This is a genomic window from Mesorhizobium sp. LNJC394B00 (assembly GCF_000502555.1).
Classification (GTDB): Bacteria; Pseudomonadota; Alphaproteobacteria; order Rhizobiales; family Rhizobiaceae; genus Mesorhizobium.
In genome coordinates, this window is the sequence record NZ_AYWH01000018.1 from 21,378 (window position 1) to 36,818 (window position 15,441).

The following is a 15,441-nucleotide window of genomic DNA, read 5'->3' on the forward strand; positions in this document are numbered from 1 at the left end:
GCGGGCGCCGGACGAAACGCATGGTCCTGACAGATATGGCAATCACAGCAGACGACGACACGCAGCGAGCGAAGGGCAGGTCTGCGCTGCTGCGTTCGCCGCAATTCTCCTCGCTCATCATCCTCATCGTGCTGCTCGTGGTGTTCGCCATCGCCGACGGCAACTTCCTGTCGCCGCTCAACATATCCAACATGATGGCGTTCCTGCCCGAGCTCGGCATCATCGCTCTCGGCATGACGCTGCTGCTGACGGCGGGCGAGTTCGATCTGTCGGTCGGCGCCGTGTTCGGCCTTGCGCCCGTCGTGGTGATGCTGCTGGTGCAGAATGGCGGTATCGACATCGGCGTCGCCCTCCTGGCCGGGCTTGTGCTGTGCATCGCGATCGGCGCCATCAACGGGCTGATCGTCACCAAGATCGGCATTTCCTCCTTCCTGGTCACGCTGTCGATGCTGCTCGTCGTGCGCGGCGCGGCGCTCTACATCACGCAGGGATTCCCCCTGAAGTCGTGGGACCAGCCCGGCTTCTTCGTCACGCTGCTTGCCGGCAGCTTCAATGTAGGCTCGTTCCGGTTCTACACCTCGCTCTGGTGGTTCATCGGCCTGTCGCTGCTGGCGATTTACATCCTGCGCTACGCCAAGCTCGGCAACTGGATCAGCGCCATCGGCAGCAACCGCAACGCAGCGGTGGCGCGCGGCGTGCCGGCCGACGCGGTGAAGATCTGGCTGTTCATCCTGACTTCGGTGGTGGCCGGGCTGGCCGGCATGATCAGCGCGTTCCGGATTTCGGCCGCCTCGCCGGTGGCCGGCACCGGCTACGAACTCGAAGTGATCGCCATGGTGGTGGTCGGCGGCACGGCGCTCACCGGCGGGCGCGGCACCATCCTCGGCACCATCGTCGGCGCGCTGATGCTGCGCGCCATCCGCAACGGCATCGTGCTGATCGGCGTGCCGGGCTTGGCATACAACATCTTCGTCGGCGTCATCATCCTCGCCATGCTCATCCTGCACGCTTTGCTGCAGAAGAACGCCGCAAGGAGCTGACGATGGAAGTGCTGCGTCTGCAAGACCTGCAAAAGTCCTTCGGCAACGTGCGTGCGCTGAAGAACGCCTCGTTCACCCTCAACGAAGGCGAGGTGGTTGCCCTGCTCGGCGACAATGGCGCCGGCAAGTCAACGCTGATCAAAGCGATCTCCGGCGTCTTCCCGGCCGACCACGGCGACATCTTCGTGCGCGGCGAGAAGGCATCGATCCGCTCGACGCGCGACGCGATGGACCTCGGCATCGAGACCATCCATCAGGACACATCGCTCGCGCCGGACCTCAGCATCGCGCGCAATCTTTTCCTGGGCCGGGAGCCGGTCAATTTCGGCTGGCTCGGCGTGTTCGCGCCGCTCGATCTCGCCAAGCTTCGCAACGCCGCCTCGGCGCTGCTGAAGCGGGTCGGCATTTCGAAAAAGCTCGATGCAGATGCGCTGGTGAGCACCCTCTCGGGCGGTGAGCGGCAATCGATCGCGATCTCGCGCGCCATGCAGTTCGCCGCCAAGGTGATCATACTCGACGAGCCGACCAACAATCTTGGCGTCGAGGAAACCCACGGCGTGCTGCGCTTCGTCAAGGAGGTGCGCGACGCCGGCCACTCGGTGCTGCTCATCACCCACAACATCCACCACGTGTTCCAGGTCGCCGACCGCATCATCGTCATGCGCCGCGGCGAAATCGTCGCGGAACAGACGGTCGCCGACACCGACCTGTTGACGGTGGAAAGCATCATCACCGGCGCCGACATGTCGGCCTTGCTCAAGGAGGCGAGGGCAAAGTGAAGGACGTCGCATGGTAGAGCTTTACGGCAAGACGCTGTCGCGAAGGCAGGTGGCCGAGCGGTCCGGCATGCTGTCGCAGTTTGCCGGCGTGCGGCTGATGACGCTCGGCGACGGCGTGGAGCGCGGCATCCGGATGCTCGAGTTCCGCACCGGCTCCGGCCTGCGCTTCACGGCGCTGGTCGACCGGGCGCTCGATATCGCCGATTGCGACTTCCGGGGCCAGGCGATCGGCTGGCATTCGCCGAGTGGCTTTCGCCACCCCGGACTGCACGAGCATGAAGGGGAGGACGGTTTCGCCTTTGGCCGGTCGTTCTCGGGGCTGCTCGTCACCTGCGGCCTCGACCATATACTGGGCCGGCAAGACGTGCCGGCCGAAAGCTACAATTATCCGGGGCGCAAGCGGGTATTGCACTCGCTGCATGGCCGCATCGGCACCGTGCCGGCGCGGCTGACCGGCTACGGCGAGGCCTGGGACGGCGACCGCTGCGTGCTGTGGGCGGAAGGCATCATCCAGCAGGCAACCGTGTTCGGCGAGGATCTCCATTTGCTGCGCCGCATCGAGGCCGATGTCGGCGGCAGCGAGATCCGGCTGTCGGACCGCGTCGTCAATCATGGTTTCAGCCGCACGCCGCACATGTATTTCTATCACGTCAACGTCAGCCATCCCTTGCTCGACGAGGGTTCGCGCTACCTGGCGCCGATCCGGGATGTCGTCTGGGCGGCGCACGCCGGCGATCGTTACGAGGCTCAGAAGGTCGGCTACCGAACCGTGCCGGCGCCGCAGCTGGGATTCAGCGAGCAGGTCTGGGAGCACGAGCTTGGCGCCGATGCGGCGGGCGAGGTGCCGGTAGCCGTCGTCAATGACCACCTGGGCCTCGGCTTCGAGGTCGTGACCCGCAAGGATCAGCTGCCCTGCACCTATCAGTGGCAGAACTTCCAGGCCGGCCTATATGCGTTGGGAATCGAACCCTCGACGCATCATGTTCTGGGCAATCTCGCCGCGCGCGAACGGGGCGAGATGATTTGGCTGGACCATGGCGAAAGCCGCTCCTATGACGCCGTGTTCCGGGTGCTCGACGGTGCCGGCCAGATCGCCGAAGCGGAAGCGAGGATAGCGTCGATCGCCCGGCAGCCGCAACAGGATTACCCTGCGCCGTCCGGCGCTTTTGCGAGACTGCAGGGGTGACCGGCTTGAAACGCACGATCGGTTGCCGCGGCGGGCGGGAAGTGCGCCGGAATACGGAAGCGGGCGCGACCGGGCCGACCCCAGGCAGCCCTTGCGGAGCGCAGGCGGGAAAGCGGAGATGACGATGACGGCAAGCAGGAAGCGTGACTACAGCCTGGTCGGTGAAAGCACCAAACGCGCCATCGAGACCGGGCTCGCCTCGGCCGAGTGGTATCACACCGACGTGCCTCGCAAGGCCATGAAGGAGCTGATGCAGCGCTCCGACGGGCCGGCGATCCGCGACACGATCATCTGGGTCGCGGCGATCCTGCTGTCGGCCGCCGGCATCGTATGGTTCTGGGGCACGTGGTGGGTGGTGCCGTTCCTGTTCGTCTATGGCGTGCTTTACGGCTCGTCGAGCGACTCGCGCTGGCACGAATGCGGCCACGGCACCGCGTTCCGGACGCGCTGGATGAACGATGTCGTCTACCAGATCTCAAGCTTCATGCTGATGCGCAACCCAGTGCAATGGCGCTGGAGCCATGCCCGCCATCACACCGATACCATCATCGTCGGCCGCGATGCCGAGATCGCGGTAATGCGCCCCCCAGATCTGCTGCGGGCGGCGCTCGCCTTCACCGGTATTCTCGATTTCCGCTATTCGCTGCCGGCGCTGGTGCGCCAGGCGTTCGGCAAGCTGTCCGATGAAGAGAAGAGCTATATCCCCGAGATGGAGCAGCACAAGGCGGTGATCGCTGCGCGCTGGCATGTCGCCATCTATGCGGCGACAGTCGGGCTGGCGTTGTTCACGTGGTCGCTGCTGCCGCTGGTGCTGATCGGCCTGCCGCGTCTCTATGGCAGCTGGCACATGGTGCTGACAGGGTTGCTGCAGCATATCGGCCTGGCCGACAATGTCGTCGACCACCGGCTGAACACGCGCACCGTCTACATGAACCCGGTCAGCCGCTTCATCTACTGGAACATGAACNTCGTCGACCACCGGCTGAACACGCGCACCGTCTACATGAACCCGGTCAGCCGCTTCATCTACTGGAACATGAACTACCATGTCGAACACCATATGTTCCCGATGGTGCCCTATCATGCGCTGCCAAGACTGCACGAGCTGATCAAGCACGACCTGCCGGCGGCGAACCCGTCGATGTGGCATGCCTATCGCGAGGTCTGGCCGGTGCTGCTTCGACAGCTGAAATATGAGGATTTCTATCTCAAGCGGAAATTGCCGCCGACAGCCAGACCCTATCGCGGCGAATTTCACCAGGTGGATATGTCGGCGGCCGCTGAATAGCGATAGCGAATTTTGCCGGAGCCGGAGATGGCTGACTGGATTGAAGCGTGCGCGGTGGACGACATCTCGAAAGAGGATGTCATCTGCTTCGATCCTCGCGGTTTGCCGCTCGCCCGATGACGAGTTGTTAGCCACCGACGGATATTGGACGCATGAGAAGCCGCATCTAGCCGAAAGCTGGTGATCGACGACGTCATCGATGCCCGAAGCACAATGGCCGCTTCAATTACAACACCGGCCAGGCCAGGGCGCGCCGGTCTGCGTCAATCTCGCGATCTATCCGGTGAGAATCGAGGCCGGCAACGTGATGATCCAGATCTGACGCGTGGTAACCGATCCAGCACCGCGTCTAGCAAACACAGAGTGACGTTTTCATGAGCCGAAAGAGGCCGACCGTCGCGATCTGCGCGCGATGAAGCGCCAGCTGACCATGCTGCGCGTGCTGACCATGGACGTAGCCGGGGCCGTCGAGCGGGAGTGGGTCGATCAACTCGGTGCCGCCAGAGCTGTGCTGAATCCTATATCGCGATGCGGCCCCCAGCCTGTTCACCGTGCCGGGCTAGAATTTCTTCGAGATCGGCACCGCCGACGATTTTCTTAGTTGGGCTTTCCGGCTCCGGGCGCCGACGCCGTCATTGCAGCGCCGGCTATGCCACGGTCACCGTGCCCAGACATATGTGCTCGGGCCCTTTGGACCCTGATCGACAAGATCCTGATTCACTGCTGCTTCTGCTGATCAGCTTTGAGGTGCTGATTGTGCGGTTTGATCCGCCAGCGTTGATACTGGGCGCTACCGCGATCGAAGCGGAAGGACAGCGCCTGCCAGCGGCAAAACGACCGCCTGCGCAAGATCAGTTTGAGGGAAGGAGATGGAAATTATTGGTGCGCAGCGAGCGCGGCAAAGCTGCGCAGGTGATCGTGGCTGGAAAGCGTCGCTACAAAGGCGGTGCGTTTGTCAGTTTGGAAGCCGACACGCGTCCGGCAGACGACGGTGATCTCGTGGCTGACTGCGGCGCGGGATTATTATTGAACGACGGCAGGAAGTAGGCTCGTTGCTACGCCGTGCGTCCAGGACTCGGGTTGGAGTGGATTATGGTTCGGGGTCACGATAGGAGATCTGCGCAGCCTCGAACCTCCAGTGCTTGCCGCATGTTGGGCAGGGTACAATTGTCACTTTCACGCTCGACCTGCCCGCGTGTGCGTCAGCATGACGATACACTCAAATTCTCACCACGGCTCAAGGTCCTCCTCGATAGCGACATGCCGTAAGCGAGCCGCCCCGGGAAACTGACTTCAATTCCTTCGCAGCCGCAACGAGGCGCGGTCATTCCCGGCGGCTATGATGAGCTCCATCGCCTGCTCAGGCGTTATGCCGTTCTGCTGGGCAAAATGGAAGTGTTCGTTGCGTTCGTTGGACGAGACCCGGTTCCTGTCGCCAAAATCACGCTCGCTTTTGTTGTCCGTCATCATCTTCTCCTTCAACCTCAATTCGTCGGACCGAACCGCCCGCTGGAGCAAAACTTCCGAAACTGCCGAACGCGGAGGCTGATCGAGCCTCGCTAGGGCTGCTGCAAGTAGACGAAAGCTCCAACTGGCCAAAGCTGGAGGGTTGTCGAATGCCGAGGTGAGGTCGGCGCACGCCGTGGCATCGCGTCGGCGACCTTCACCACCCGCCTAGAACACGGACGGGAGCAGCCTCGGAATGATTTGCCCGACCGCCAGGCAATGAAGATGGAACTACGCGACACCGAGTTCCTCGTCCTGTGGCATCAGCAGACGCTCTCGTGGATGTCTTACCCGGCATTCTCGCCGGAATGATCGAAGTGGATGGCGAGGCCAAAGGCGAGCGCTCGCTCGGCGATCATATTGACAAGATGGCTTTCGCCGATCGACAGCGCCGGAAGGGCCTCTTTCAACGCCTCGAGAGCATGCCGTGTCGACAAAAGACCCCGCCGCTTGCGGCTGCTCACATATTGATCGATCAGGCACTCCAGTGGCATCTGCCTGCCTCCGCTTCGGACAGGATCTCGTAGCGTGGCTGCGGAGCGACAGCATTCACATTGGTTAAGAGACGGCGGCGAACGCCATCATGCATGCCGCCAACAGACGGCGGTGGGGCTGATTTACGCCGGGTTGGAGCGCTATCCTAGGGTAAGCATGGCGCGACCGTCGCGCCGGGTTCGGACATTTCGATGCTACTGCTCCGGTACCGCGGAGGTTTGTGGATGGTTGCGTGCCGCCTCGGCGATTTCCGGAATGAACTTCGTCGCGGTGCAGCTTCGGTTTACATTGGCGCGGGCGGTAAATACCTCTTGCCCGCAGACTTGCGAAGCGAGCGCGATCGGCACATGCACCGCCAGTGGCAACTCGGTCTCAGCCACTCCTAGATGTCTTGCAACCTGTTGCTTCACCTCCGGCCGGCCGAGCGAGACGTCAACGCCGACATCATCCTTGGCGGTCGGCGACGATCCTTGCGCCGGCAGACGATCGTGCTTGCCTGTTTGCGATGAGTCGCCGGATTGTTGAGCCGGCTGACTTGTCTGCGCAGATGCCTGGGCGCCCAAAATCAGCGAGGCCCCCAGCCCCAAAAAAGCCCGGAGCCCCAAAGACACAATCCGAAGTCCGAATGTGCTCATTGTCATGTTCCTCACCGTGGGTTCAGACTTGGCGCCGCTCAGAGGTCGGTGTTGCTTCGGCCTCTTTCGAAGACAGGGATGTCTTCCTCGTCCTCATCATTGTCACCGGTTGGTATGTCCTCGGCGTAGCTGCGGGTCAGTTCCTCGGTTTCGCTTAAGCCGTCCATCGTCTCATTGGCGCCTGCCCCTTCATCATGACGACCGGTAATTTCGCTGCGGGGCCTTGCGCCGAGCGGCTGGTCGACATCGTCGGCTCCCACGAAACCTGGCTCCGCGCCGTGCCTGTCTTCGTGGCCCACGGGGCTGTCCAACACGGCGGCATCCTCCGGGCGAATGGGTTCATCATTGGCGAAGTCACTTCGTCTCGAATGCGAGGTCTCGTTTAGCTTTGGCATGTCAGGTCTCCTGTTCGTTTGGCAACTTCGACGACGCTGGTGCTTGCACGCCGGACTACCTGAGCGACGCACCTTTAGAGTTCCTGCATCGACCACCGCTTAAAGGTTGCAGCGTTCCTGAGGGCGGAGGCAGTGTTGGCCACAGACTCCACAGCGCCGCGAAGAACCAACGTCGTGGCCAGATCCACTCAGCCCTGAGAACCGCTCTTGCTCAGTTGCTGGGCATGTTTGAAATGCTGCCGGATCACCGGCGCGGTCTTTTTCGCATGAGCCGCCAGATGTTTTGCCTGACCGTTTTCTGCATAGGAGGTCATCAGCGTCAGGGCTTCCTGGTGCGCTGCCACCTGGGCGTCGATATAGGCGTTATCGAACGCCCCGCTGCTGTCGTTGCTCAACGCTTCCAATTGGGCAGCATGCTTGCTTGTCATCTCCGGCGCCACTGCGACGTCGTCCTTCTTTGCCGCCGCAATGAGCCGCTTGGAAGAAGTCGTGTGGTCCTTGATCAGCATGCGAGCGAATTCCTTCACTCGTGATGTCTTCGATTTCCGCAGCGCCAACTCACTCGACTGGATCTCGAACATGTCTGAACTCGCAGCTGCTTTGACAAATTCCTGCGGGGACGGCGTCGCGGTCTGAGCCATTGCCCCCGGGCTGATGAGACCGATGGTGATCGCAGCCAAAAGCGCTTTGACGAAATGCATGTTGTGCTCCTGCAATATTGCTTAACTGGCCCAACACGGCCGAGCTGCCGTTGTTCCCCTTGTTGTGACAATAAATACGGGGCGGCAGGCGTAGACCCCGGATGGCTCCGGCTCAGGGCTTTGATCATAGATCCGGCCGTAGCCAAGACCGGTGACTGCGCGGAGCTCAGCGCGGCGGTCGGCTTGGTGGCAGCACGTTGTGCGACATTCAAATCTCCGAAAGAAATCGTCGGCCATCGTCGCGATGCTTCAGGCAGACCAGTGCGATTTTGTAGGGTTGCGCTGACGGGATTCTGATTCCGCCCGCCGGTCGGGTTCGTCAAGAGGAGCTAATATAGCATTGTATGTCAGATCGGCGGTATTAGCCGCTTACTGATCGTCGCATGGTCCATCTCTGAATCTTGTTGCACCGCACAATATTATTGACGATGGGGTGCTTAGGCAAGGATATTGAATGACAAGTAGAGGAATCACGTCCTAGTCAAAGTAATTTTATTATGTCTGACTCTTGCTATTACCAAGTAATGACCCAAGACGCAGCTTTCGCGGGCCGTTAGCTTGTTTTTTAAACTCTAGTGCGTCACTATCGGGTCCGTAAATGCCCAAAAATGTCCCATCCTTTGAAGGGCAACAAGGAGGCGTACTATGGCAAGAATTTTTGAAATTCTTATGGGGCAGTCTGACTGCCGAATCTGTTCTCGCAATTCTTTGCATGCCAGCGACAGCAGCTGGAATTAGTGTCGGAGGCGTCGGCGGGGTATCCGTCGGCAGCGGAGGCGCCAGCGCTAATGTGGGCGGCAACAGCGGCGCTACGGCTAGCGTNGTCGGCGGGGTATCCGTCGGCAGCGGAGGCGCCAGCGCTAATGTGGGCGGCAACAGCGGCGCTACGGCTAGCGTGTCCCTAGGCGGTTCTGGGGCAAATGCCGCAGCCTCCGTCGGCGACACTGGCGGAGCGACTGCTTCCATCGGAACCGGCAGCGCCAATGTCGGTGTCGTCACCGGGGTTGGTACCGACGTAAATGTCGGCGTTGGAACCAATCCAGCCGCCAACCCCAGCAACCCGACCGCATCGAGCAACCCGAATCTGGCTAGCGTTGTCGGCGATATGTCGAACGCCCAGGTCACTCGGATGAAGAAGCGCTGCNTCGAGCAACCCGAATCTGGCTAGCGTTGTCGGCGATATGTCGAACGCCCAGGTCACTCGGATGAAGAAGCGCTGCGTCGAAGTGCTTAGCAACGAAGACACCTATGATCGTGACCTGCGCCGGCTCTGCCTGCTGATCTCGCGCCGCTAACCAGCGACCCCTTTCCGACCTGTCGGGGCTGTCGACATGACACTCTCCAGTTCCGACAGTGGAAGCCCGCCCGCCGAAAGGTTGGGCGGGCTTTTACAGTCAGCGTCCTTCCATCCGCAGCAGACAATCGCGCTTGGCATCAGCGACCTGGCCGAGCAAGCGATGGAAGACCGCGCGGACAAGCTGGGCATATCCTGCGCAGAGGAAGTCGGCAGCGTGTACGCCGCGATTCTCGGTGCTATCATGCACCGCGATGCCGCTTGGCTGACTGACCGAGGCCGCGCTATATCGCGCCCGGCGGGCGTATTCAGCTCAGCGAGCCTCTGCCGGGGGGAAGCCAAGACCATCTTTCACTTGCTCGACAAGGCCGGACTTGAAGGCAAGGTGTCGAAGCGCAAGGACAGCAAATACCGTCGACCAACTGGCTGAAGGCCAAGTGCTTTGCGAACGACGAGTTCGATCTGCTCGGAGTCGAGCGTGAAGCGGGCAAGCCGGCGTTCGCTGAGGATGACACAAATCGCCGTGCCTAAGAAAGATCAGGAGCGCGCCACCTACGCCTGGATGTACGGCGCCCAAGCGCGCAAGGATGGCAAGGAGCGTGAGGTGCCATTATTGGCAGGAACATGCCGACGGGTGGCTGCAGGGTTTTGACGGTGTGCCGATGGCTGGTTTTGGAAAGACCAAGACCGTCAACGACGAGATGGAAGCCGAGGTCGACGAAGCCGCCGTCGAGCGGCCCGACGAATAGCCGTTTTGCCATGTGCCGTATGTTCGTTTTTGATTGAAGAAAGGGTTTCGTCGGGCTTATAAAGATTGCGTTTACCATTGCCTTTTTGGGAGGATGCGATGGTTGCAACGCCCATAGATATCGCTCAAGCGGCCACTGCGACTACGGCCACCTTGCTGAAGTGGCAGAAGTCCATGGAGGAACGCGCCACGTTTCGCCAGAACATGGATCAATCGCGCAGGGCGATCCAAGCCTCACGCGATCTGCTGAAGCGCCTTCGCCNACCTTGCTGAAGTGGCAGAAGTCCATGGAGGAACGCGCCACGTTTCGCCAGAACATGGATCAATCGCGCAGGGCGATCCAAGCCTCACGCGATCTGCTGAAGCGCCTTCGTCAACGTCATCGCGACGACGATAGCGGCGCGGATGCGCTAAAGGATTAGCCGCCAGGGCAGATGTGAGACGGAGGTCCGGGAACGGATTGGGGCCACGTGCGGCACCTAATGTCGCGATGGTGATGGCCGATGATGTGCTTGAACAGGAGATTGCCCATCTCCTGCATTGCCGTCATATCCGGGTAAGCCGCTAAAACGGAGCCTTCACCACCGACGCTGCCGAGCAGCGGGATCAACACGAAGCTGTCATCCCGAAACTCGCTTATGGTGGTGATCGTGAAGAAATCGTAGTCGGGATAGGCCTCATCAAGCAGGGCGCTGATCTCGGCGAGGAATTCAGGCGTCTCGAACTGTGCGCCGATCGGCGGCACCACAATCATGTCTTTGCATACTTGCATCTCGCGCCTTCCCAAGCCGTCTCATCGTGAGCGGCTGTTCCGCCAAGGTCAAATCACGTCTTCCCTGCCGATGATCTGGAGTCAGCAAAGTTATTCACACGTCGACAAGATGGTTAGAATTGTCGCGGTTCGGTTAAGACCTCGATCATGAGGGGTGGCGCATCGTGTTGTTGGGTCTACATATTGCCTTCCTGACCCTACCCGGTAGCTCAAGCCCGTTGCCGTAATTGGCAACGGGTTTTTTTACGTCTTCATCTGGCACAGTTGATCTAATGGTATGGAAACGCGACGACAACCAAGCAATTCTGCCTTAAGCGGTCGATTCCTCGGATGTAGCCGTGACTACGAAAACCCGCTGTTGCGCGCGCGGCGGGGTTTCTTGGCATCAAGACGCTACCCCGCCCTCAGGCCCGTTGCTTAATTGCGGCGGCCTTTACAGGTCCGGCGCCGCTATCTACTGCTGAATAGGTGGAGTCACGAGACCCGGAAAGGGCAACACGTTGCCGCCCGTCCCCCGCCGGCGGCGCAGTTCAATCTCGCGATAGACCAGGGTGCCCATCACCATTTCCGCGCTGGCGATTTCCGATCTCGATGGCAACGACTTGAGCAATTGGTGCAGTTGTCGCGTTTCCATGGTCGCAATGTGGGCGGCAATGGCTTCGATGCTATCGCCCAAATTCGCCAGTAACCCTGCGGACATCTGCATCGCGCTACTCTACAGCCGGGAAAACGTGTTGAGATGCAGACGCGACCTTTGGCCTTCTGCAAAGGCCAAAGCATAGGATTCGAGCTTGAATGATCGGGTGAGTTCCTGGTCTTCCTCGACCACGCGAACAAACCACTCGCCACAGGCTTCGCCAACTTCGACACAAGGGCGTGCTTTGCGAATTGGAATTATATCAGCCAGGGCGTTGCCTCCCAGCAATCAGGCCAAACGGGATTGTAACGTCGTAAGCGGTCTTCAACAAGAAGAGTTTGGGCAGCAATACGAAACTGAGGTGTGGGCCACAAATGGCCGGCGCCATGGGTTGGGGAACCTGGGTGGGCACCGGCCAAGAGCGGACAGGTCCGCCGCGATGCATACATCGTCGATTGGTGCCGCAGTGGTAATGGTGTGATCGCGGAAGCTACGCTTTAGCCTTAGCCGCCGGCCTTGCCTTGCCCGTTACAGTTGCCGTGGGCTGCGGTGCCTTCCTACCCAGACCGATCGACTTCGCCATGGCAGACCGTGAGGCCGCATAGTTGGGAGCGACCATCGGATAAGTGGATGGCAAGTTCCACTTTGTTCGATACGCGTCAGGAGTGAGACCGAAATCCACGCGCAGATGTCGCCGAAGGGTTTTGAACCGCTTACCATCTTCAAGACAGATGATGTAATCGGGAAATACTGACTTCTTCGGATTTACCGCAGGCACTGGTTCTTCGGTCGCGGCAGCCACGCGATGGCCAATCCCAGACAGCGACGCGTGCACTGAGGCTATCAGGTCCGCCAAACCCGCGACCGGCACGGGATTGTTGCTGACGTACGCCGATACCACATCCGCCGTGAGTTCTACCAGTTCAGGGGCGTGGTCGGGGGCGTCGGTCATGGTGTGAGTCCTCGAATTTGAGAACGATCTATTATAGCTGCTGCCGCAGCTGCGCAACTCGAGGCCCGATGATGGGCCGCTTCCCTCGTAAGCACCAATCCTGTTGAGCCTGTGTTTGCCGATGGAGGAAAGGACCATCCGAAGCAGTGCCAGACTTATCACAGGTTAAGTCGGTCCGGTGTTTATGATATAAGGTCGGGCATCATTCGCGTTCTGCTGGCCGCGGGTGACTGAGAGACCATAGCGCTCCCGCCCAAACGGAGAGCCGACATGCTTTATCAAAGCCCATTAACCGCCAAGTTCCATCGTGCCTTCACCCTCACGTCAGGTGAGCGTCAAGCTCTCGACGCGGTAAGAATAAGGATCGTTGCGATTGGCGCAAACCAGAACTTGGTTCGGGAAGGCGACCAGCCGTCCCGGTGCATAATGGTCCTGGCTGGCTTAGCCAGCACCTCGAAGGTAACAGGAGACGGGAAGCGTCAGGTCACTGCTTATCATGTGCCTGGCGACATGCCCGATCTGTTGAGCCTGCACCTCGATCTGTTGGATAGCGACGTTCGAACGGTGAGCGCTTGCAGTGTTGGCTTCATAGATCACTCGGCTATACGGCTGCTCTGCGAACGCCACCCCAGGCTGGCGGCAAATCTTTGGCGAACGACACTGGTTGATGCATCGATTTTCCGCGAATGGGTGGTTAATGTCGGGAAGCGCCAAGCGCTTGGCCGAGTGGCCCACCTTCTCTGTGAAATCATGCTACGTATGGAAGACGCCGGACTCGCGTCCGATCAAACCTGCGCTTTTGCTGTGACTCAAGCTGACCTTGGCGAGGCGACAGGGCTGTCGGCAGTCCACATCAACCGCACGCTCAAGTCTCTTCGGGAGAAGCGCCTTACATCACTTGTGAATGGCCAATTGACCATCCATGATTGGGAAGGACTGGCCTTTCTTGCTGAGTTCCGGCACGATTACCTGCACTCAGCAAGGACCAATAAAACGGCCGAGTTCATGTCAATGCACTGATTGCTCCAGGGGAAAATCGCCAGAAATGCGGATTGGCTCCAAGGGTAGCCGGACCACTTGTTGGCCTTCGCTGACCATCAGCGGTGCGATCGCCCCCCAAACATGTTTTGCCATGGTGGCGCGGCGGAAATGATCAGCAGGTTGATACCAAGCCTGTCTGGCTTGCTTCTTTTTGATGCGGCAGGCGGGGCCGCCTTGCCCCAGGCCAAACGCAGGCCCCAAACGAAACCGGCCTCACTTGGTGCACGCTCCTTTTACCGCGCGGTCAATGCTTTGATGGCGCGTCGAAGCGTTAGCGCAAGGGGTTCACTTGCGCGCAGAGTGCATTCGAATGCTTACCGGCCCACACGGGCGTTGACTATCCGTATGGCCGTCTGGGTCGTGGAGGTTAACTGGGACGGGACACCTGCTCTCCTTGCCAGCCTTCGGAACGTTTCCTCGCAGCGTGCGCAGGAGGAACGTCGACGTCAATCCCAGAAGCTCGGAGCAATTGGCCGCCTCGCAGCCGGCATAGTTCACGATATCAAAAATCTGATAGCAGCGTTCGACTCGGGCCTGCGGCTCCTGCAAAAGCAACTCGCCGAAAATCCCGGCGATCCGAAATCAGCCATCCTGATCGACGAACTGCTCAAACGAACACAGAACGGCGGGGCACTTACGCAGCAATTGCTTGCGTTTTCTCGGCGCCAGTCGCTTACGCCCGAAGGCATTGATCTGAACGGACGGATCGAACAGCTTTCGATGCTGCTGGAACGAACGCTCGGGAGTGCAATCAAAATTGAACGCAACTTGGACGCGGCGCTTGGCCCTGTTCTGGTCGACCCCAACCAGCTCGATGTCGCCATGCTCAATCTGGATGAACGCCAAGGACGCCATGGCCGGCGTGGGAACGCTCACAATCGAGACTAGCGATGTCCCTGACGACATCGACGACGTGCATTCACTGGCGGGTTCGTGCGTTCGTATGACCGTGCGCGATGCCGGTTGCGGCATGAACAAGGAGATTCTGGCGCAGGTCTTCGAGCCGTTCTTCACCACCAAACCCGATGGACGCGGGACTGGACTTGGACTTAGCCAGGTTTATTGCTTCGTCCAACAATCCGGCGGGCACATTCGGATAGAGAGCGAAGCTGGTGAAGGAACAAGCGTCCACCTTTTTCTGCCGCGTGTGCAGAAGCAGTAACCAAGCTCTGCCGGGATCGCTTTGCATTGGGTATGGCGGAAGTGACGTGGCCAGTCCGCCAAAGCAATCCCGTAGAGCGACATAATGGGTGGTTAGCGGCCGCTTTAGAGATCGGGTGCAGAGGGTACACGGGCTTTTCCCCCTTTATCCTTTTTTCTCCCGGCCGCGCCACCGTCTATTATCGGCGGCTAGGCCGCTATCACCTTCTGAGCGGGTTAGCGATGGAGTGCCTTGGACGGTGAAAACGATTCCGGCATCCTCAAACGCTTTGCGGATGGTCGGCGATGTTGTGGGGACGCGGTTTCCTGTATCCGTTCTCAAAAGCGCTGATCACCATCTCGCTAAGATTGGCCTTGGCGGCAAGTCGCACACGCGGCCAGTTCAATAGGGCTCGTGCTGCTCTGACTTGATCTGCTGAGAGTAGGGTTCGGCTGTCCATAGCCAGTCGAACATTTAGTATCGCTAAACTGTTCCTCTTGACCTTCTGCGATTTCTAACGGTGTGAGGCCGGCCTGTCGCAAGCCGTCATCGATTATGGCTGCAACCTTTCGGACGGTTGTTACCTCGGCTCCAACAAGACGTGCTGCCTGCATTCTTGCTTGGAGATCAGCCAAGCGGGCAACCAGGGCTTGCGTCCTCTCGAGTTCAGGGTTCGTCATGTTCATTGTCCAGCTGAGTGGCAATTTGAATTTGTCCGGCTGAGTAGCGTTTGAATGCACACACTCGCCACCCAAGGGTGGCGAGCGTGGGTTCGTTCGAAATCTCAGTCGTAAACTTTCACGATCTTGCGGGTGCCCGGATCGACCAGAA

General features: G+C 59.9%; 19 protein-coding genes and 2 pseudogenes. 12 read left to right on the top strand and 9 right to left on the bottom strand.

From position 1 onward, the window contains the following. Nucleotides 1-35: 35 nt before the first annotated feature. The 7 genes and pseudogenes from X751_RS136020 to X751_RS1000000167680 all read left to right on the top strand — a co-directional run bounded on the left by X751_RS136020 (nucleotide 36) and on the right by X751_RS1000000167680 (nucleotide 5,340). Nucleotides 36-1,040, top strand: a complete 1,005-nt coding sequence (locus tag X751_RS136020) for an ABC transporter permease (protein ID WP_050586906.1) — start codon at nucleotides 36-38, stop codon at nucleotides 1,038-1,040. After that, nucleotides 1,037-1,819 carry an ATP-binding cassette domain-containing protein gene (locus X751_RS136015; protein ID WP_023693351.1) on the top strand — a complete coding sequence of 261 codons (783 nt, stop codon included), beginning with the start codon at nucleotides 1,037-1,039 and terminating at the stop codon, nucleotides 1,817-1,819. Before X751_RS136020 ends, X751_RS136015 begins: the two co-directional genes overlap by 4 nt. 10 nt (nucleotides 1,820-1,829) lie before the next feature. Then, complete coding sequence (locus X751_RS136010; RefSeq protein ID WP_023746326.1) at nucleotides 1,830-3,005, top strand: aldose 1-epimerase family protein; 1,176 nt, start codon at nucleotides 1,830-1,832, stop codon at nucleotides 3,003-3,005. Nucleotides 3,006-3,123: 118 nt separating this feature from the next. Continuing rightward, nucleotides 3,124-4,293, top strand: coding sequence for a fatty acid desaturase family protein (locus X751_RS136005; protein WP_023746327.1), 1,170 nt, complete (start codon nucleotides 3,124-3,126; stop codon nucleotides 4,291-4,293). A 27-nt stretch (nucleotides 4,294-4,320) separates the two neighbouring features. Continuing rightward, nucleotides 4,321-4,615 (top strand): annotated as a pseudogene (locus X751_RS01000000164495) (Rieske 2Fe-2S domain-containing protein). A 52-nt stretch (nucleotides 4,616-4,667) separates the two neighbouring features. Next, a pseudogene (locus X751_RS1000000168680) lies at nucleotides 4,668-4,953 on the top strand (3-methyl-2-oxobutanoate hydroxymethyltransferase); the annotation flags it as partial. A 30-nt stretch (nucleotides 4,954-4,983) separates the two neighbouring features. Further along, nucleotides 4,984-5,340, top strand: coding sequence for a hypothetical protein (locus tag X751_RS1000000167680; RefSeq protein WP_156932493.1), 357 nt, complete (start codon nucleotides 4,984-4,986; stop codon nucleotides 5,338-5,340). A gap of 246 nt (nucleotides 5,341-5,586) precedes the next feature. Here X751_RS1000000167680 and X751_RS01075 read toward each other — a convergent pair whose 3' ends face one another. The 5 genes from X751_RS01075 to X751_RS135975 form a co-directional block, all read right to left on the bottom strand. Then, nucleotides 5,587-5,775, bottom strand: a complete 189-nt coding sequence (locus X751_RS01075) for a DUF3606 domain-containing protein (RefSeq protein ID WP_245265855.1) — start codon at nucleotides 5,773-5,775, stop codon at nucleotides 5,587-5,589. Nucleotides 5,776-6,086: 311 nt separating this feature from the next. Continuing rightward, nucleotides 6,087-6,293, bottom strand: a complete 207-nt coding sequence (locus X751_RS135990) for a hypothetical protein (RefSeq protein WP_023708917.1) — start codon at nucleotides 6,291-6,293, stop codon at nucleotides 6,087-6,089. Between the two features lie 195 nt (nucleotides 6,294-6,488). Beyond that, nucleotides 6,489-6,929, bottom strand: a complete 441-nt coding sequence (locus tag X751_RS135985; RefSeq protein WP_023749387.1) for a hypothetical protein — start codon at nucleotides 6,927-6,929, stop codon at nucleotides 6,489-6,491. Between the two features lie 38 nt (nucleotides 6,930-6,967). Continuing rightward, complete coding sequence (locus tag X751_RS135980) at nucleotides 6,968-7,324, bottom strand: hypothetical protein (RefSeq protein ID WP_023746331.1); 357 nt, start codon at nucleotides 7,322-7,324, stop codon at nucleotides 6,968-6,970. A gap of 188 nt (nucleotides 7,325-7,512) precedes the next feature. Next, nucleotides 7,513-8,025, bottom strand: a complete 513-nt coding sequence (locus X751_RS135975; RefSeq protein WP_023746332.1) for a DUF4142 domain-containing protein — start codon at nucleotides 8,023-8,025, stop codon at nucleotides 7,513-7,515. Between the two features lie 1,331 nt (nucleotides 8,026-9,356). Between X751_RS135975 and X751_RS1000000168290 the strand changes: the two genes are divergently transcribed. Further along, nucleotides 9,357-9,749, top strand: a complete 393-nt coding sequence (locus X751_RS1000000168290) for a hypothetical protein (protein WP_023743175.1) — start codon at nucleotides 9,357-9,359, stop codon at nucleotides 9,747-9,749. Nucleotides 9,750-9,918: 169 nt separating this feature from the next. Continuing rightward, entirely contained in the window at nucleotides 9,919-10,068 is a 150-nt protein-coding gene (locus tag X751_RS1000000168295) for a hypothetical protein (RefSeq protein WP_023834193.1), read from the top strand. Nucleotides 10,069-10,485: 417 nt separating this feature from the next. On the opposite strand, the gene X751_RS135965 is transcribed toward X751_RS1000000168295, so the two are convergent. From X751_RS135965 to X751_RS135955, 3 genes are all read right to left on the bottom strand, one after another. Next, nucleotides 10,486-10,839, bottom strand: coding sequence for a hypothetical protein (locus tag X751_RS135965; RefSeq protein ID WP_023746336.1), 354 nt, complete (start codon nucleotides 10,837-10,839; stop codon nucleotides 10,486-10,488). A gap of 454 nt (nucleotides 10,840-11,293) precedes the next feature. Continuing rightward, on the bottom strand, nucleotides 11,294-11,545 hold the full coding sequence (locus X751_RS135960; RefSeq protein ID WP_023708906.1) for a hypothetical protein: 252 nt from the start codon (nucleotides 11,543-11,545) through the stop codon (nucleotides 11,294-11,296). 421 nt (nucleotides 11,546-11,966) lie between these two features. Beyond that, nucleotides 11,967-12,428 carry a MucR family transcriptional regulator gene (locus X751_RS135955; RefSeq protein ID WP_023708904.1) on the bottom strand — a complete coding sequence of 154 codons (462 nt, stop codon included), beginning with the start codon at nucleotides 12,426-12,428 and terminating at the stop codon, nucleotides 11,967-11,969. Between the two features lie 270 nt (nucleotides 12,429-12,698). On the opposite strand from X751_RS135955, the gene X751_RS135950 reads away from it, so the two are divergent. From X751_RS135950 to X751_RS1000000164975, 3 genes are all read left to right on the top strand, one after another. Continuing rightward, nucleotides 12,699-13,448 carry a Crp/Fnr family transcriptional regulator gene (locus X751_RS135950; protein ID WP_023708903.1) on the top strand — a complete coding sequence of 250 codons (750 nt, stop codon included), beginning with the start codon at nucleotides 12,699-12,701 and terminating at the stop codon, nucleotides 13,446-13,448. 366 nt (nucleotides 13,449-13,814) lie between these two features. Next, nucleotides 13,815-14,357, top strand: a complete 543-nt coding sequence (locus tag X751_RS1000000167295) for a hypothetical protein (RefSeq protein WP_155923564.1) — start codon at nucleotides 13,815-13,817, stop codon at nucleotides 14,355-14,357. After that, nucleotides 14,305-14,631, top strand: a complete 327-nt coding sequence (locus tag X751_RS1000000164975; RefSeq protein WP_198022483.1) for an ATP-binding protein — start codon at nucleotides 14,305-14,307, stop codon at nucleotides 14,629-14,631. Before X751_RS1000000167295 ends, X751_RS1000000164975 begins: the two co-directional genes overlap by 53 nt. A 259-nt stretch (nucleotides 14,632-14,890) precedes the next feature. On the opposite strand, the gene X751_RS1000000168685 is transcribed toward X751_RS1000000164975, so the two are convergent. Next, nucleotides 14,891-15,070: a helix-turn-helix transcriptional regulator gene (locus X751_RS1000000168685; RefSeq protein ID WP_348524591.1), complete on the bottom strand. Its 180-nt coding sequence runs from the start codon at nucleotides 15,068-15,070 to the stop codon at nucleotides 14,891-14,893. Nucleotides 15,071-15,441: the final 371 nt, after the last annotated feature.

Bases quoted from the DNA above. Each gene is read 5' to 3' on its own strand.
- X751_RS135965 (WP_023746336.1), bottom strand. From the start codon at position 10,839: ATGCAAGTATGCAAAGACATGATTGTGGTGCCGCCGATCGGCGCACAG.
- X751_RS1000000167295 (WP_155923564.1), top strand. From the start codon at position 13,815: ATGGCCGTCTGGGTCGTGGAGGTTAACTGGGACGGGACACCTGCTCTC.
- X751_RS136010 (WP_023746326.1), top strand. From the start codon at position 1,830: ATGGTAGAGCTTTACGGCAAGACGCTGTCGCGAAGGCAGGTGGCCGAG.
- X751_RS135985 (WP_023749387.1), bottom strand. From the start codon at position 6,929: ATGAGCACATTCGGACTTCGGATTGTGTCTTTGGGGCTCCGGGCTTTT.
- X751_RS136020 (WP_050586906.1), top strand. From the start codon at position 36: ATGGCAATCACAGCAGACGACGACACGCAGCGAGCGAAGGGCAGGTCT.
- X751_RS135960 (WP_023708906.1), bottom strand. From the start codon at position 11,545: ATGCAGATGTCCGCAGGGTTACTGGCGAATTTGGGCGATAGCATCGAA.
- X751_RS135950 (WP_023708903.1), top strand. From the start codon at position 12,699: ATGCTTTATCAAAGCCCATTAACCGCCAAGTTCCATCGTGCCTTCACC.
- X751_RS1000000168685 (WP_348524591.1), bottom strand. From the start codon at position 15,070: ATGGACAGCCGAACCCTACTCTCAGCAGATCAAGTCAGAGCAGCACGA.
- X751_RS1000000164975 (WP_198022483.1), top strand. From the start codon at position 14,305: ATGAACGCCAAGGACGCCATGGCCGGCGTGGGAACGCTCACAATCGAG.
- X751_RS1000000168290 (WP_023743175.1), top strand. From the start codon at position 9,357: ATGACACTCTCCAGTTCCGACAGTGGAAGCCCGCCCGCCGAAAGGTTG.
- X751_RS135990 (WP_023708917.1), bottom strand. From the start codon at position 6,293: ATGCCACTGGAGTGCCTGATCGATCAATATGTGAGCAGCCGCAAGCGG.
- X751_RS135980 (WP_023746331.1), bottom strand. From the start codon at position 7,324: ATGCCAAAGCTAAACGAGACCTCGCATTCGAGACGAAGTGACTTCGCC.
- X751_RS135975 (WP_023746332.1), bottom strand. From the start codon at position 8,025: ATGCATTTCGTCAAAGCGCTTTTGGCTGCGATCACCATCGGTCTCATC.
- X751_RS135955 (WP_023708904.1), bottom strand. From the start codon at position 12,428: ATGACCGACGCCCCCGACCACGCCCCTGAACTGGTAGAACTCACGGCG.